Annotated in this window: 12 protein-coding genes; 3 read left to right on the top strand and 9 right to left on the bottom strand. The window is 59.8% G+C overall.

The genetic code is table 11. The features are described from left to right. Nucleotides 1-510: 510 nt before the first annotated feature. On the top strand, nucleotides 511-2,445 hold the full coding sequence (gene ftsH, locus NKH60_RS27560) for an ATP-dependent zinc metalloprotease FtsH (RefSeq protein ID WP_352874086.1): 1,935 nt from the start codon (nucleotides 511-513) through the stop codon (nucleotides 2,443-2,445). A 91-nt stretch (nucleotides 2,446-2,536) separates the two neighbouring features. Here the strand turns inward: ftsH and NKH60_RS27565 are convergent, their stop codons facing one another. The 7 genes from NKH60_RS27565 to NKH60_RS27595 form a co-directional block, all read right to left on the bottom strand. Next, complete coding sequence (locus NKH60_RS27565) at nucleotides 2,537-3,394, bottom strand: protein-L-isoaspartate O-methyltransferase family protein (protein WP_352503727.1); 858 nt, start codon at nucleotides 3,392-3,394, stop codon at nucleotides 2,537-2,539. A gap of 187 nt (nucleotides 3,395-3,581) precedes the next feature. Next, a complete protein-coding gene (locus tag NKH60_RS27570) occupies nucleotides 3,582-5,213 on the bottom strand; it encodes an ABC transporter ATP-binding protein (RefSeq protein ID WP_352503726.1) in 1,632 nt (543 codons plus the stop codon). Further along, nucleotides 5,203-6,087, bottom strand: a complete 885-nt coding sequence (locus NKH60_RS27575) for an ABC transporter permease (protein ID WP_352874089.1) — start codon at nucleotides 6,085-6,087, stop codon at nucleotides 5,203-5,205. The genes NKH60_RS27570 and NKH60_RS27575 overlap by 11 nt, the downstream gene beginning before the upstream one ends. Continuing rightward, nucleotides 6,084-7,130, bottom strand: coding sequence for an ABC transporter permease (locus NKH60_RS27580; RefSeq protein WP_352874091.1), 1,047 nt, complete (start codon nucleotides 7,128-7,130; stop codon nucleotides 6,084-6,086). The genes NKH60_RS27575 and NKH60_RS27580 overlap by 4 nt, the downstream gene beginning before the upstream one ends. A gap of 94 nt (nucleotides 7,131-7,224) precedes the next feature. After that, the gene (locus NKH60_RS27585) at nucleotides 7,225-8,832 is read right to left on the bottom strand and encodes an ABC transporter substrate-binding protein (RefSeq protein ID WP_352874093.1); all 1,608 of its coding nucleotides are present in this window, start codon (nucleotides 8,830-8,832) and stop codon (nucleotides 7,225-7,227) included. Nucleotides 8,833-8,944: 112 nt separating this feature from the next. After that, nucleotides 8,945-9,298, bottom strand: a complete 354-nt coding sequence (locus NKH60_RS27590; protein WP_352503722.1) for a Rieske (2Fe-2S) protein — start codon at nucleotides 9,296-9,298, stop codon at nucleotides 8,945-8,947. A gap of 11 nt (nucleotides 9,299-9,309) precedes the next feature. Further along, nucleotides 9,310-10,392, bottom strand: a complete 1,083-nt coding sequence (locus tag NKH60_RS27595) for an amidohydrolase family protein (protein WP_352874095.1) — start codon at nucleotides 10,390-10,392, stop codon at nucleotides 9,310-9,312. Between the two features lie 133 nt (nucleotides 10,393-10,525). Here NKH60_RS27595 and NKH60_RS27600 point away from each other — a divergent pair, with 133 nt between their 5' ends. Together NKH60_RS27600 and NKH60_RS27605 are read left to right on the top strand one after the other, a co-directional pair. Beyond that, complete coding sequence (locus NKH60_RS27600; RefSeq protein WP_352874097.1) at nucleotides 10,526-11,383, top strand: LysR family transcriptional regulator; 858 nt, start codon at nucleotides 10,526-10,528, stop codon at nucleotides 11,381-11,383. Between the two features lie 91 nt (nucleotides 11,384-11,474). Further along, nucleotides 11,475-12,551, top strand: coding sequence for an FAD-binding oxidoreductase (locus NKH60_RS27605; RefSeq protein ID WP_352874099.1), 1,077 nt, complete (start codon nucleotides 11,475-11,477; stop codon nucleotides 12,549-12,551). Between the two features lie 233 nt (nucleotides 12,552-12,784). Here NKH60_RS27605 and NKH60_RS27610 read toward each other — a convergent pair whose 3' ends face one another. After that, complete coding sequence (locus NKH60_RS27610; protein WP_352874101.1) at nucleotides 12,785-13,930, bottom strand: LacI family DNA-binding transcriptional regulator; 1,146 nt, start codon at nucleotides 13,928-13,930, stop codon at nucleotides 12,785-12,787. Between the two features lie 88 nt (nucleotides 13,931-14,018). Further along, complete coding sequence (locus NKH60_RS27615) at nucleotides 14,019-15,548, bottom strand: amino acid ABC transporter permease/ATP-binding protein (protein ID WP_352874138.1); 1,530 nt, start codon at nucleotides 15,546-15,548, stop codon at nucleotides 14,019-14,021. Nucleotides 15,549-15,558 lie beyond the last annotated feature (10 nt).

Here is a 15,558-nt window from a genome sequence, read left to right on the forward strand (position 1 = left end):
ACAAAGTTCGGCGCGCCCCGTTTTAAACCCCCCCGGCCCTCCCATTTGGTTTACCCCCCCCCCCCGCTTTTTCCCGCCCCCCCCCCCCCCCGGCCTTTAACCGCGCGGGGGGGCGAGGACTGGCGCGTTCTCTCCGCGTCCATTCATGTAGGGTTCCATAGGTCCGGCTCTCGCCTGAGTGTTGAACCCTTGCGATGCGGAAAAGCGGCCGCATGCCGGCGCAGATGTTGTCTGGATGTTGGCATTGCTGCAGAGCAGCGACCGCCGCCGTGTCGCAGGTGCTTGCCTGCGAGTGCAATGCGGCCGTCAGCCATGATTTCAACGACGTTTTGAAGGGGGTCTATCCGGCGGAGGAAAACGGCATGCCGGGCATGCCGCGCAGGAAAGGACAATGCAGACCCAGTATCGTCGCCGGCTGGTCTGGGCTTCCCACTTTTTTGCGCCGTACCTGGCCTGCACCGATGCCGCGCGGGCTTGGCGACCTATATCCGGTTCCCTGTGGAGGCCGCCATGGACATGAGCAACAGAAAGACGCGGTTCAATATCTGGTACTGGGTCGCGGCGTTCGTGGGCGTGATGGTCGTCCAGTATATCTATGCCACGACGCAGCACGTCGCCGAGATACCATACAGCCAGTTCGAGACCTTGCTGAACGCCGGCAAAATCGCCGAGGTGCAGGTTTCGGACCGCTTCATCCAGGGCCGCTTCAAGGAGCCGCAAGATGGCAGGCCGCTATTCATCACCACACGCGTCGAGCCGAACCTCGCCCGTGACCTGCAGGAGCACGGTGTCACTGTGACCGGCCAGGTCGAAAGCACCTTCCTGAGCGACCTGCTTTCCTGGGTTGTGCCGGTGCTCGTCTTCTTTGGCCTGTGGATGCTGCTTCTAAGACGCATGGACGGCGGCGTCGGAGGTTTGATGCAAATTGGCAGGAGCAAGGCCAGGGTCTATGTCGAAGCCAATACCGGCGTGACGTTCGACGATGTGGCGGGGGTCGATGAAGCCAAGGCCGAGCTGCAGGAGATTGTGGATTTTCTCAAGAACCCGGGCGAATACGGCCGCCTCGGAGGCCGCATGCCCAAAGGCGTGCTGCTGGTCGGACCGCCGGGCACGGGCAAGACTCTGCTCGCCAAGGCCGTCGCCGGCGAAGCCAAGGTCCCGTTCTTCTCGATCTCCGGTTCGGAGTTCGTCGAGATGTTCGTGGGGGTCGGGGCCGCGCGCGTGCGCGATCTTTTCGAGCAGGCGCGGTCCAAGGCTCCCGCAATCATATTCATCGACGAGCTCGACGCTCTTGGCCGCGCCCGCGGGACCATGGTCGGCGGCCACGACGAAAAGGAGCAGACGCTCAACCAGCTTCTGGTCGAACTCGACGGTTTCGATCCACAGATCGGCGTCGTGCTGCTGGCCGCGACGAACCGTCCTGAGATCCTTGATCCGGCACTTCTGCGCGCCGGCCGTTTCGACCGCCAGGTATTGGTCGACCGGCCCGACAAGCAGGGTCGCATCAAGATCCTGCAGGTTCACATGAGCAAGGCCAAGCTGGCGACGGATGTCGACGCGGAAAAAGTGGCGGCGCTGACGCCCGGTTTCACCGGTGCTGACCTGGCCAATCTCGTGAACGAGGCGACGTTGCTCGCCACGCGCCGCAAGGCGGATGCGGTAATGATGGGAGATTTCAACAATGCGGTGGAGCGCATCGTCGCGGGACTGGAGAAACGCAACCGGCTCCTGAACCCGAAGGAGCGCGAGATCGTCGCCTACCATGAAATGGGTCATGCGCTGGTAGCCATGGCCCTGCCTGGCGTCGACCCGGTGCACAAGGTGTCGATCATACCACGCGGCGTCGGCGCGCTCGGCTACACTATCCAGCGTCCGACCGAGGATCGCTTCCTGATGACACGCGAGGAGCTGGACAACAAAATGGCAGTGCTGCTCGGCGGCAGGGCGGCCGAATGGATCGTATTCGGCCATCTGTCCACCGGAGCCGCCGATGATCTCGCCAAGGTAACCGACATAGCGCGCGCCATGGTGACGCGTTACGGCATGTCGGCAAAACTCGGGCACGTGGCGTTGGAAAAGGACCCACGCTCCTTCCTGAGCCCCAACCCGCTCGCCGGCGGACCGCGCGAGCACGATTACGGCGAAGCCGCCGCCGATGCCATCGACGCGGAAGTGCGCGACATTGTGGAGGCCGCGTTCGAACGAACCGTCAGCCTGCTCACCGAGCGGCGCGACGTGCTGGAAAGGGCGGCACGCAGGCTGCTCGAGACCGAGACGCTCGATGAGACTGACCTTGCGGCGCTGGTCGGAGACGCCTCGACGGCTGATCATGCTGCGCAGTATAGTTCCAGTCCGTCTTCGCATAAGAAGAAGGCTGCGCTGCAGCCGGCCAGGACCGCGGCTGCAATCCCCACGCGCGGATCGGGGAAATTTCGGACGCAATAATGATGTTTCGGACTGCTCCCGCCGGCATGGATCGCTCGTGGAAAGCCGTGCCGCACGCTACGACGGTGACACGCAAAAGCGACATCGATCTCTAGGCTTTCGAAATCCAGTATGTGTCGGTCACCAACCAAGCGTTCTCGATGCCATTTTTCGGTCGCCCTCGGTGATATTGCGCGAGACGGGTGACCTTGCCTCGCGCAGCCTTGAGGGCGACCATCAAGGCCTTTTCTTCGTCACTGCGCCTGGCTCCGCTGCAGGGGTAAAATCCGCATGGCACAAGTGATCGTACGGGAAACGTATCGCCAGCCCTTTCCAGAAGCATCATGAAACCTCGTCGGTCTTCACCCGTGAACGGCAATGCCATCCGGCCAGCGTCGGACAAATTTGAAAGCCACCGTTCCGGCACGTGCGTCACTCCGGCAAAGGCGATCACGACATCGAGGTCTGGCAGATCAATTGCCTGCGTTGCATCACCGCACGTCACTTCGACGTGCGCATAATGAGCAAGATTGCCTTGCGCGCGACGAGCTAGTTCTTCGTCGATCTCATATGCAATCACGCGTCCTTCAGAACCCGTCAGTTCAGCGAGGATGGCGGTGAAATAGCCGACACCGGCGCCCACCTGAAGGACGGTCTGGCCGGGAGTGATGTTCAGATGGTCGAAAACCAATGCCCAAAGCGACGGCAAGCCGCTGTTCAGTCCGCGTTTTTCGTCAAGCAAGACCAGAACGTCGTGGTAGATCTCATGAAGCGCGGCTGAAGGGCTGGTATGGACCGCCCCGATTTGCAGTCTCGAATGGATACGCCATGGCCCGTCGCCAAGGTAGTGTTCGCGCGGAACCCTTGCAAAGGCCTCGATGACCGCAGGATTGTGCAAGACAGGTGATGCGACACGCAGGTCTTCGGCAAACCACCGGCGCGCTACACTAGCATCGATTTCTGTTGGCATAGAGTATCGGCTCCCGGATTGCGCGTACTCCATCATGCTCTCAGAAAACCGAGTGACGGCAAAGGGCGCCTATCCTCGTATGGACGGGGCGACGCGCGCTGTCCGTTTGCGACCGAGCGCGGTCTCGCCGAGCGCCTTCCGCGAGACCGTAAACCGTGGCGATATGGAAGAACACTCTGCCCGACGATCATATCGTCCGGCTGGCGAGCAGCCTTGTGAGCCAATCCGGATCCATTTCCGGCACGGAGGACAGAAGCCGTTCGGTATAGGGGGCATGCGGCGGCGTGAGAATTTCGCTCTTTAATCCCTGCTCAACGACTTTACCCTGGTGCATGACCACAATTTCGTCGGCGATCGCCCGCACGGTGGCAATGTCATGGGTGATGAAAATGTAGGTCATGCCGAGCTCGCGCTGAAGCCGGATCAAGAGCTTCAGGATTTCCTCTTGCACAATCTGGTCGAGCGCGGACGTGATTTCGTCGCAGATTATCAGCTCCGGATCGGCGGCCAACGCCCGGGCGATGCAAACGCGCTGCTTCTGGCCTCCCGACAGTTCGGCCGGCAGACGATCCAGGTAAGTTTCGCTCATCTCGACCATGTGCATGAGTTCGCCGATCCGCCGATCCCGTTGTGCACCCTTGAGGCCAAGGTAGAATTCAAGCGGACGAGCTATAACTTCTTCGACTGTCTGGCGCGGATTTAGGGCGTTGTCGGGCATTTGATAAATCATCTGTATGCGTCGCAGGATCTCTTTTGGGCGCAACTTCACGGTCTTGGAAAGGGCCTGGCCGGCAAAGGAAATCGACCCCGAAAGCGGGGGCAGCAGGCCGGTAACGACGCGAGCGAGCGTCGATTTCCCGGAACCGGACTCGCCGACCACAGCCACTGTTCTTCCGCGTGGAACTTTGATCGAGACATCCTGGAGCACCTTAACCGCCCGGCCGTAGGCCGCGGTGACGTTGTCTATCGTAAGCAAATATTCATCGGCCGGAACTTCGGGCTTGGCGAGCTTGCGCACGGCCCAGAGCGTCTTGGTATATTCCTGGGTGGGCGAGGCGAGCATCTGGCGCGTTTCTGCCTCCTCCACGGTTAGTCCATGGCGCAAAACCATGATGCGGTCCGCCATTTGCGCCACCACCGCCAGATCATGCGTCACATAGATTGCAGCGGTGTTGAACTCCTCCACGATGTTGCGAATGGAGGCGAGAACTTCGACCTGCGTTGTCACATCGAGCGCCGTCGTTGGCTCGTCGAAGACGATGAGGTCCGGACGGCAAGCCATCGCCATCGCGGTCATCGCCCGTTGCAATTGTCCGCCGGAAACCTGGTGAGGATAGCGAAAGCCAATGGTCTCCGGATCTGGAAGCTGAAGACGCCGATAAAGATCGACCGCACTCCGGTTCGCTTTCTCTCGGCTGGCAATCCCATGCGCCACCACGGTTTCGACAGTCTGATCGAGGAGTCGATGGGCCGGATTGAAAGAGGCCGCCGCGCTTTGCGCGACATAGGCGATACGGGAGCCTCTGAGGCGACGCCGCCCTGTTTCGCTTAGTGCCAGAAGATTGATCCCGTCGAACAGGATCGAGCCCTGTGTAATACGGCAGCCCGGCTTGGCGTAACCCATCGCCGCGAGGCCAATGGTGGATTTGCCGGCGCCTGACTCGCCGATCAGGCCAAGAACGTCCCCCCGCTTCAGCGCCAGATCGACCCCGCGGACAATGGGATACCACCGCTCGTCCGAGAAGCCCTCCACATGCAGATTGCGGATCTGAAGCAGATCCTTGCCTTTTTCGCGCAATCCGGGAGCGCTATTTTTCATCCCGCAACCCGCTTGTTGCATTCAGGAACCAGTCCACGACGAAATTCACAGAGACCGTGAGGAGGGCAATCGCGCCGGCCGGCAGCAGCGGCGTGACGTCGCCGTAGGTGATCAGGGTCGCATTCTCGCGCACCATCGATCCCCAATCGGCGGTCGGTGGCTGAATACCGACCCCCAGGAAGGACAGTGCCGCGATCGTGAGGAATACGAAGCAAAATCGCAAGCCGAACTCCGCGACCAGCGGCGGCATCACGTTGGGAAGGATTTCCTTGGCGATGATCCATTTCGGGCCTTCGCCGCGCAATCGCGCCACTTCGACATAGTCCATTACCGCCACGTTAAGCCCGACGGCGCGTGCGAGCCGAAAGACACGGGTAGAATCGAGCAGCGCAATGATGATTATCAGGCTTGTGATCGACGAGCCGAAGATCGAAAGCAGCACCAGGGCGAAGATAAGGCTTGGGATCGACATCAAGACGTCCACCGCACGCGACAGTATCTGGTCGAGCCATCCTCTATACAACGCGGCAAGAAGGCCTAGCGAGACGCCGACTGCGAAGGACAGCAATGTAGTCGCGACGGCTATACCGATGGTGTTGCGCGCACCGTAAATCAAGCGTGTGAGCATATCGCGGCCGAGCTGGTCGGTTCCCAATTTGAACTGCTTGCTCCACGGTGCGAAGGCCTCGCTGAAGACCTGTGTTTCGCCGTATGGGGCGATCCAGTGCGCGAAGACCGCAACGACGACATAGCCAATGATCACGAGGATGCCGAACCAGGCACTGAAGGGTGCCTTCCTCAGCGCCGTTTTGGCCCGGGTGGCGCGCGAGCGCCTCAGCCTGTGAACCTGCGCGATGGGTTCGTAGCTGGTCATCGTGGATGCAAGAGCCTGGGATTGGTGGCGATGGAAATGATGTCGGCGGTCAGATTAAGGAGGATATAGGTCGCCGCGAAAATCAAGGCGCAAGCCTGGACAACCGGAACATCCCTTGATTTGACCGCGTCGACCATCAGCTGACCGATGCCGGGATAGACGAACACCACTTCGACGACGACCACTCCGACGACGAGATAAGCAAGATTGAAGGCCACCACCGTGACGATCGGAGCCCATGCGTTGGGCAAGGCATGCCTGAGTACGATGGCCATCGGCGAGACTCCCTTGAGACGCGCCATGTCGATATAGGGGCTTGCAAGCATGTTGATGATCGCCGCTCGTGTCATGCGCATCATGTGTGCGACGATGACGAGCGTAAGCGTGGTCGCCGGCAAGGCTACTCTCCAGACCTGATCCCAGAACGGCGTCTGGTCGTTCACGTTCGACAATGTCGGGAACTTGGGAACTGCGTTAAGTATCCAGTTCAGTGACACTGCAAGCCAGTGCGGCAGGGATTGTGCGAACTCGGAGCCGATGAATGTGTCGCGCGAGATGACCAGGTAGGCAAGCATATAGGCGACGAAGAACTCCGGGAACGAAATGGTTGTCAGCGTCACTGCGTTGACCACCCGGTCGAACCAGCCATTGCGGTGGAGCGCAGCGAGGATGCCCAGTCCCAAGGCGAGCGGAACTGCGATCAGCGCGGTCATCGATGCGAGGAACATCGTATTGTAAAGGCGCGGCGCGATGATCTCGGCGACGGTGCGCCGATATCCGGTGCGGCTTGCGAACGAAGAGCCGAAATCCCCGTGGAGCATCTGCCCGACCCAGACGAAATAACGCTCGACAGGCGGACGGTCGATGCCAATTTCTCGCTGGAAGGCGGCGACCGTTTCGGGTGTCGCGGATTGTCCGAGCATCGCCTTGGCGAAGTCGCCCGGCAGCATTGCAATCGCAGAGAAGATAATGATGGAGACGATGAACAGCGTGACCATGCCGAGGCCAAGGCGCTGCAGAACCGTTCTTGCGACCGGGTTCATTTGCTCGCGTTTCCCGTTGCCGTCGCTGCCCTGCCGGCAGGGCACGCGGCTGCAAGCCGAAGCCCAGTAGCCATCGCGGGTCCGGCCCGCTCTCTCACGCAGTGGCGATCCACCAGCGTTCGGCCATCTTCAGTCCGTCGTTCTCCCAGTTCGGCGCCACTTCGCCATGTGCGAGCTTATTGGATTTGGCGCTGACGAAGTTGTTGAAGACCAGCACGATGCTGCCGCCATCATCATGCGTCAGTTGCTGCATCTCGGCATACATTGCCGCCCGCTTGGCCTCATCCGTCTCGGCGCGCGCCTGGACAAGCAACTCGTTGAAGCGGGGATTTTTCCAGAACGACTCGTTCCAGCTGGAATCGGCGGCGAAGGCTTGCGTGAACATCCAGTCGGCCGTCGCGCGACCGCTCCAATAGGAAGCGCACCAAGGTTTCTTGAGCCAGACATTGTCCCAATAGGCGTCCTCGGCCTCGCGCACGACGTTTACGTCGATGCTGCACTGGGCGGCCGTCTCGCGGATGAGCGCAGCCGCGTCCACAGCGCCTGCAAAAGCGGCATCCGCAACCGAGAGGTCCACTTTCAGTTTTTCCATCCCGGCCTTTTTCAGATAATGCTTGGCTTTCGCCGGATCGAAACTGTGCTGCGGCTGCGGATTGGTGGCGAATTTAATCGCCGGCGCGATCGGGTTGTCATTGGCCACGGTGGCGTGACCGAGAAAGATCTTGTCGACGATCTCCTGACGGTTGATCGCCCATTTCAAGGCCATTCGGACGTCCGCATTGTCGAACGGCGCCATCGTGACATTCATCGGCAACGTATAATGGCCATAGCCGGTGACCTCGACGATCTCCACCTTGGGGTTGCGTTTCAACATGCCGAGGGTCTTGAGGTCGGCGCGGCCGATATAGTCTACCTCCCCTGTCGATAACGCGGCCATGCGAGCGGCGAGATCGGTAATGGCGATGAACTCCACCTCGTCGAGATAGGGCTTGCCGTTTTTGAAGTAGTTCGGATTGCGCTTGAGCTTGGCCGAAACGCCGGGCTGGAAATTCTCGAGCACGAAAGCACCGGTGCGAACGCCTGATCCCCAATCCGCCTTGCCGTCCTTGGCCGGCATGATGACCAGATGGTAGTCACTCATGATGTAGGGGAAGTCGGCGTTGCCGCTTTTCAGCGTGAAGACAACCGTTTCAGGGCCATCCGCCTTAATGCTTGCGACGGGCTCAAGCAGCGGCTTCGCCGCCGACTTAGTTTCGTCGCCCATATGATAGCGAAGCGAAGTCACGACATCGTCCGCCGTCACATTCTTGCCGTTGTGGAAGGTTGCGCCCTTGCGAAGCTTGAAGACCCAGGTTTTGGCGCCATCGGACGATTCAAAGCTCTCGGCAAGGTCCGGTTGGACGTTGCCTTTGGCGTCGACCTCGGTGAGGCTGTTGGACATCGAGCCCGAGAACGCTGTCTGTGTGAAGGTGTCCGGGTAGCCGGCCGGATCGATCGAATCCGTCGTCGCGCCATGTGCCATTCCGAGCTTGGCGAAGCCGCCCTGCAGCGGTTCGGCGCGGGCCGTGCTGACGAAGAGCTTATCCGCAGCGGTGACCGTCAGCCCAGCGGCCAGCCCAAGATGAATGAAATCGCGACGGGAAATCTTGCCGCGACCGATCAGGCTTTGAGCGATAGCAAGCTTGTATCCAGATTCTGACATTTGACTCTCCCATTGCGGATTTTCCGCGTTATTGTTCGTCACGCACCCTGTTAAGAAATCTGCCCGTTAGCCGCGATCATCATTTCTGCTACTCTTCGAATCCGTACCTCAATCAGGCCGTCACATAGATGCTGCCCGCCTCGACCGTTACTGGAAATGTGCGCGCGCGAACGGACGGATCGACCAGGGCCGCGCCTGATTTGATGTCAAATTCCCAGCCATGCCAGGCGCAGCGCACGATCTCGTTTTGGCGGTGATAGATGAACTGCGCCTCTTCGACCGGTGCAGTTGTTCCACATTGCGGCCCCTCGCAAAGGGGAGCGCCGCGGTGCGGACAAACATTCAGCAGCGCGTGGAATGAATCTCCGATGCGAAAAACGCCGACCGAAAGGCTGCGGATCTTGGCGATGAAGGGAGATCCGGTTTCGATCTCGTCGACTCTACAGATGTATGTCTTCTCGGGCATCGTCTGCTTCCTCAGGCAGCATTCGCCGCTTGCGCGCGCGGGATGCGCTTGTAAACCTCCAGCGCATTCAGCCCCATGATCTTGCTCTTCCAGGCAGGAGGGATTTGCAGCGTGTTGGCATCGTCATAGTCCCAATGCGGATAGTCGGAGGCAAACATCAGCGTATTTTCGCCGTCCATCGCCTCGAGAGTGGACCAGAGATGCTGAATATTTGCGGGCTGCTCCAGCGGCTGCGTGGAAAAGCGGATATTTCGCCGGCAATATTCGGACGGCAGCATTTTCAGCCATGGCGTCTCTTTGCGTAGGGCTTTGTAGTCGGCGTCCAGGCGCCACAATACCGATGGCACCCAGGCGACGCCGCATTCGATGACCACGAAGTAGAGGTCCGGCCATTTTTCGAAGACGCCATGCGCAATCATGCTTGCGACATGCGAAAGGGCCGACATGTGCAGGATGGCATGGGTCTCCCAGAAAAATGTCGTCGGGGCCGGAGCAATCGCGGTCGAATTCACGCCACCATGGCCGCCCAGATGAATGGCAAAGGGCAGCCCCACCTCGGCGCAAGCCTCATAAATTGGATGGTAAAACGGATCGCCATAGGGCTTGACGGAGCCTTGCGAAGCGAGAACCTGAACCATGCGCGGGTGATTGCCCAGACGGCGTATCTCGGCGGCCGCGAGCTTCGGATCCTGTGGCGCGACGATGATCGAGCCCATGAAGCGATCGTCCTTCGGCAGCCATTGGTCGATCTGATAGTCATTGTAGGCGCTGACGAGGGCGCTGGCATAATAGGGATTGGCGAGGGTGGAAGCCTCGATCGGCTCATCGCCGGTCAGGATCGCTACATCGACCTTGTACTTGTCGAGGTGTTTTTCCTTCATGATGAGATAGTTGTCGGCTTCTGTTTTCGGACGGACGTCCTTGCGTGAGAAGTCCTGCGGATGAAACCAGGGACGATGGCCATGCGGGAAGGCGCCAACGGGACCTGTCTTCTCGCCTTCAACGAACATGTCCTTCCATAGGCCGGAAAGGTAAGGCTCCAATACAGTCGCGCTCGACCAGTAATTGTGACAATCGCAGTCGACTATGAACACGTTGCTCAGCTCCGTAGCTTCAGCCTGGACGATCTGCCGGCCGATTTCACCGCGTGCAGCTTCCGCCTTGAGTATTGTTTGATCAAGCTTATGATCCTGCGCAATATGATCGACTTTTTCGATCGGAGGTCATGTGCAGCTAGATCACATCGAAACCTTTCTCGACATCATCGAGTCGCGAAATTTCAATCGTACCGCCGACCGGCTGGGGTTGACCCAGTCGACGATCAGCACCCGCATCAAGAATCTGGAGAGCGCGATCGGGTCCGAGCTCTTTCTGCGCGGGCGCGCCGGCGCTGAGCCGACAGCCGCCGGGCGGCGGTTCGAAGCCTATGCCAGATCCTTGCTGTCGACGTGGTCGCAAGCTCGACACGATGTGCGAGCGTTCAACCGTTTCGAGGGCACGTTGCGCATCGCCGCACAGGTGGGGATGACCCGTTCGGTCCTGCCGGGATGGGTCGAGACACTGTGCCAGGCGCTTCCAAAATCCTCGATCCATGTCGAGTCGGACTATTCGAACCAGATGGTCAGCGACCTAAGCATGGGAAATCTCGATATTGCCGTGCTTTATGCGCCTCGCTACCTGCCTGAGATCGCCTACGAGCATCTGATGGTCGAGGAATATGTGATGGTTTCGACGGCTGCCAGAACGCTGTCTGATGTCGACCCTGAAACCTACATTCGCCCAGGCTACACCGCGGTGCTGGAAAAGACGCACGCAGAGCTGCTGGCCGAGCTTGCGATCTGTCGGCTTTCGACGGGATCGGAAACTCTGGCGGAGATCATGCTGCGACGAACGGGCGGCACCTGCTACATGCGCAGCGACGATGCGCGCCGGTTCACGGCCGAGCTCCCATCGTTCCTCGTCGAGGGAGCGCCGACGCTGCACCAGACAGTCCACACCGCGATCCTTGCGCGCCGCAAACACGAACCCATTATTCGCAAGGGCATCCGAGCTCTCCAGGTGGCTGTAATGTCCCTGGAAGTTTAATCGAAATTACCGATCATAAAGGTAGGATTGCGCGGCTGTTCAGCGGGTTTTGAAGTGGCATCTTGGCTCGACTTCAAACCCGAGTTGAATAATGAACGCACACGCGGCCTTAGGAGCCCCCGGCTTCGCCCCAACAAAGCTTCACCGGCAGTGGGCACAGCCCACGCCGCAGCTTGTGCTCTGCCGGCGCGTGATCGACGAGACGCACGATGTGAAAACATTCGTTCTCACACCCGCTTCAGATCGGATGTTCTGCTTCAGCGCTGGCCAATATGTTGTGGTGCACCTGAGGATCGAGGGGGCCGCAGTGACGCGCTCCTACTCTGTTTCATCACCGCCGACGCGACCGCTCGACCTGCAGATCACTGTGAAACGGACGCCGGGCGGGCTCGTTTCGAATTGGCTCCATGACAATTTGAAGCCGGGCGATGGGATCGAGATCGAAGGGCCGCTCGGCTCGTTCAATCTCGACGATCTGCCGCATGCAAAGTCCCTCTTCCTTTCAGGTGGCAGCGGGATAACTCCCGTCATGTCAATGCTGCGGGCATTTACCGACCGCGCAGCAAACCAGGATATCCACTTCATTCATAGTGCGAGAACGCCGGACGACATCATTTTTCGGCTCGAACTGGACGCACTTGCCGCTCGCTTTCCCAATGTTCATGTGACTTGCATTTGCAGTCATGGAGACCCGGCCTGGACGGGTCCAACCGGGCGAATTAACAGTGAGATGCTCCTGACCTTGGTTCCCGATCTCCATAGCCGCACGATTTTTGCCTGTGGGCCGGAATCCTACATGAAGGCTGCACGCAGCTGCCTCGATGCAATCGGGCTCGCCCCTTCACAGTATCATGAGGAGAGCTTCGGGGGCGGCAACATTTCGCGTTCGCTATCGGATTCAAAGGTTTCGTCTTCGGTCCGCTTCGCCCGCTCCGGCCTTGCATATCATTGCGCGCCCGGAGAGACCCTGCTGGAAGCGGCGCGCCAATGTGGCGTCTATGTCCCAACCGCTTGCCAGCAGGGAGTTTGCGGTACGTGCCGGATCGCCAAGCTGTCTGGCGAAGTCGTCATGGATGACCTAGGCGGACTGACCTTGGAGGATAAATCGGCAGGCTACATCCTGGCGTGCTGCAGCCGCCCACAAGGCGACATTTTGCTTGATCTATAATTGTACCCATCGCGGAACGAAATCGGGCAGCCTTTGCGTTCAACGACCAAGCCATACTACTGCGACCGCAAGTGATTAGGTTTCGGGACCCGGATGGGCTCGCCCGATTTCTGGCGCAGCTCACGCTGGGCATCGCAAGCGACGAAAGTCCTACCCAGCAATACGCTTGAGCTATCATTCAGCCGTTGCATGGGACGACCTCGACACAAAGAGGCGCGGCAATTCGGCTCCAGCTACACCGTCGCAGCCGGATCAGGGGCGTTGCGGTTGAGATGAACCGCAATCGAATTACGGTTCACCAGGCGAGCCGCGAGGACACGGTGTTCAAACGGTGCGGTGTCGCCAGCCAGCCTCTTCAAGAGAAGCTCGGCTGCCGTCGCCCCGATCAGATGCGCCGGCTGCGCGATGGCTGTGATACCTTGGGCCACGAACTGCATCCAGTCGAGATCGTCGAAGCAAAGCAGCGAAACCTCTCCCGGAATCGCAAGCTTCAGTGCGGATGTCGCCTCCAGAACGCCTGTCGACATCACACCGTCGGCGGTAAACAGGGCGGACGGCGCATTGCGCATTGTCAGCAGATCGAGTGCCTCCTTTCGGGCTGCCTCGCTGGAATAGACCGCCACGCGGCGGATCAACTGTGGATCCGGCGAAATGCCCGCAGCGCGATGGGCTTCGAGATAACCCAACAACCGTTGCCAGCTTGGATGATGGTAGCGAACGTCGGAGCTGGAGAGATCAGCGTTTGTCACAAAGGAACCAACATCATCGCGTTGGTCCGGCCCCAGTTCCGCCAATATTCCGATGCGGCTGTGTCCGGCGGCGATGATCGCCGCTATGCTGCTACGCGTTACAGAAACGTTATCGACCACGACCGAATCGGTTTCCATGCCCGCCACGATGCGGTCGAACTGCACGACGGGACAGCCGGCCGCGACTGCGTCACGAAGATGATCCGGCTTGTCCAAGAAGGTCGATGAGACGACTAAACCATCGACCTGCTTTTCCAACAGCAGCTGCACCGCCTCTCGCTCGAGTTCGGCATTTTCGTCACTATTCGTAACGATAACCCCGAAGCCGCCACGGCGCGCGACGTCCCCTATTCCGCGCAGCACGCTTGCATAAAATGGGCTTTCGATGTCGCCTACGACAACGCCGATAGTCTGGGTCTTACCGGTGATCAGACCTTTGGCCAGGCGATTGGGCCGATAACCCAGCGCAGATGCCGCGGCGCGCACCTTCTCCTGGACCTCAGGGCTGCTGTACCCGTAGTCACCAAGCACACGCCCAGCCGTGGCAGAGCTCACTCCAGCCCGGCGAGCGACTTCGATGATAGTTGCGTTTTTGGCTCTTTGAGTCACCCAGCAAGTCCCGCCGACCATGCAACGTCGTGGCGACGAACTAGCGGCAGTTAGGCACGCCCCGCAAGGCCGAACACCGCAGAACCCGCCGCTGCGCACACCATTTGAATCACAGCACCTCCGACAGAAAGCGTCGAAGACGCGGGCTCTGCGGATTGTCGAATAGGTCTTCTGGCCGGCCTGCCTCGACGATCCGCCCCTCGTCCATGAACACGACCCGGTTCGCGACCTTGCGAGCGAAATTCATCTCGTGTGTAACGACCACCATCGTCATCCCGCCCCGCCCGAGGTCGGCCATCAAGTTCAGGACACCTTTGACCAATTCTGGATCGAGGGCGCTGGTGACTTCGTCGAACAGCATAATTTCGGGTTCGAGGGCGAGCGCACGCGCGATGGCCACCCGCTGCTGTTGCCCGCCCGAGAGATTGGCCGGCCGATGGTCCTTGCGCTCCAGCAGTCCGACTTCATTTAGCCTCGCCAAGGCCGCGTCATTAGCCTCCTCGCGCGACATGCGTTTAACTTTGCGCAGCGCCAAGGTGATGTTGGCGAGCGCGCTACGGTCGGGGAACAGATTGAACTGCTGGAAAACCATGCCCACGCGCCGCCGGAGTTGGTCAGGGGTCTGCTTGTAGATGCTTTCGCCGTCGAGCAGAATGTCACCGGCTCGGCATTCTACGAGACGGTTGAGGCAGCGCAGCAAGGTCGACTTGCCCGATCCGGACGGACCGATGAGGCAGGTGACGGTCCCGGGCTCCACTTTCAGACCGACGTCATGCAGCACCTGGACGGCGCCGTAGGCCATGTCGATATTCTTGACCTCGATGCCGCCACCCTTGAAACGTGTGGGCGCTGCTGCAGGCAACGTCGCTGCTCCCGGCACGACGGCTTCGGCAAGCTCGGCGACCTCTTGGAGGCCACTCTGCACGGCGGTTATTCGTTTGCCGACGCGCATGCGCGCGTCGATGTAGTTGACGAGATGGGTCAGCGGCACCGTGATCACGAGATAGAACACTCCGGCCAGCAATAGCGGCGACAAGTTGCCGGTCAGCACAGCCTGGTCCTGGCCGACGCGGAACAGTTCGCGTTCGGAGGCGAGCAGACCAAGGAAATAGACCAGGCTGGAGTCTTTGACATTGCCGATGAACTGGTTGACCAGTGCAGGCAGGACGCGACGGATGCCTTGCGGGATCACCACCAGGCGCATGCCTTGGCCATACGTCATACCGAGAGTGCGCGTGGCGTCGATCTGACCCCGCTCGACGCTCTGAATGCCGGCGCGGAAAATCTCCCCGATGTAGGCTCCGGCGATCAGGCTGAGCGCCAGAATGCCCAGCGGATAAGGCGATGGACCGAACAGATCTCGGCCCAACCGCGCGAAGCCTTGGCCAATGATCAGGATTGTGACAATGGCAGGAAGCCCACGGAAGATATCGGTGTAGACTCGGGCAAGGAGTTTCAGCGGCCGGTTCTCTGAAATTCCCATGACTGCGAGGACGATACCGATCAGCGTCCCGAAAAACGTCGAGGCAAGGGCCAGGATCAAAGTGTTCTTGAGGCCGACCATCACCATGTTTGGCAGAACTTCTGCCATCGCCTGGAAATCAAGGAAGCTGCGGGCGAAGGTATCGAACCAGCTCATATCAAGTCCA

The sequence above is a fragment of the Mesorhizobium sp. M1006 genome, from assembly GCF_040318825.1.
Lineage (GTDB): Bacteria > Pseudomonadota > Alphaproteobacteria > Rhizobiales > Rhizobiaceae > Mesorhizobium.

What these genes read in the sequence shown, in the direction of transcription:
- NKH60_RS27615 (WP_352874138.1), bottom strand. Translation starts at nt 15,548, where the DNA reads ATGAGCTGGTTCGATACCTTCGCCCGCAGCTTCCTTGATTTCCAGGCG.
- NKH60_RS27575 (WP_352874089.1), bottom strand. Translation starts at nt 6,087, where the DNA reads ATGACCAGCTACGAACCCATCGCGCAGGTTCACAGGCTGAGGCGCTCG.
- NKH60_RS27590 (WP_352503722.1), bottom strand. Translation starts at nt 9,298, where the DNA reads ATGCCCGAGAAGACATACATCTGTAGAGTCGACGAGATCGAAACCGGA.
- NKH60_RS27580 (WP_352874091.1), bottom strand. Translation starts at nt 7,130, where the DNA reads ATGAACCCGGTCGCAAGAACGGTTCTGCAGCGCCTTGGCCTCGGCATG.
- ftsH (WP_352874086.1), top strand. Translation starts at nt 511, where the DNA reads ATGGACATGAGCAACAGAAAGACGCGGTTCAATATCTGGTACTGGGTC.
- NKH60_RS27605 (WP_352874099.1), top strand. Translation starts at nt 11,475, where the DNA reads ATGAACGCACACGCGGCCTTAGGAGCCCCCGGCTTCGCCCCAACAAAG.
- NKH60_RS27565 (WP_352503727.1), bottom strand. Translation starts at nt 3,394, where the DNA reads ATGCCAACAGAAATCGATGCTAGTGTAGCGCGCCGGTGGTTTGCCGAA.
- NKH60_RS27570 (WP_352503726.1), bottom strand. Translation starts at nt 5,213, where the DNA reads ATGAAAAATAGCGCTCCCGGATTGCGCGAAAAAGGCAAGGATCTGCTT.
- NKH60_RS27610 (WP_352874101.1), bottom strand. Translation starts at nt 13,930, where the DNA reads ATGGTCGGCGGGACTTGCTGGGTGACTCAAAGAGCCAAAAACGCAACT.
- NKH60_RS27585 (WP_352874093.1), bottom strand. Translation starts at nt 8,832, where the DNA reads ATGTCAGAATCTGGATACAAGCTTGCTATCGCTCAAAGCCTGATCGGT.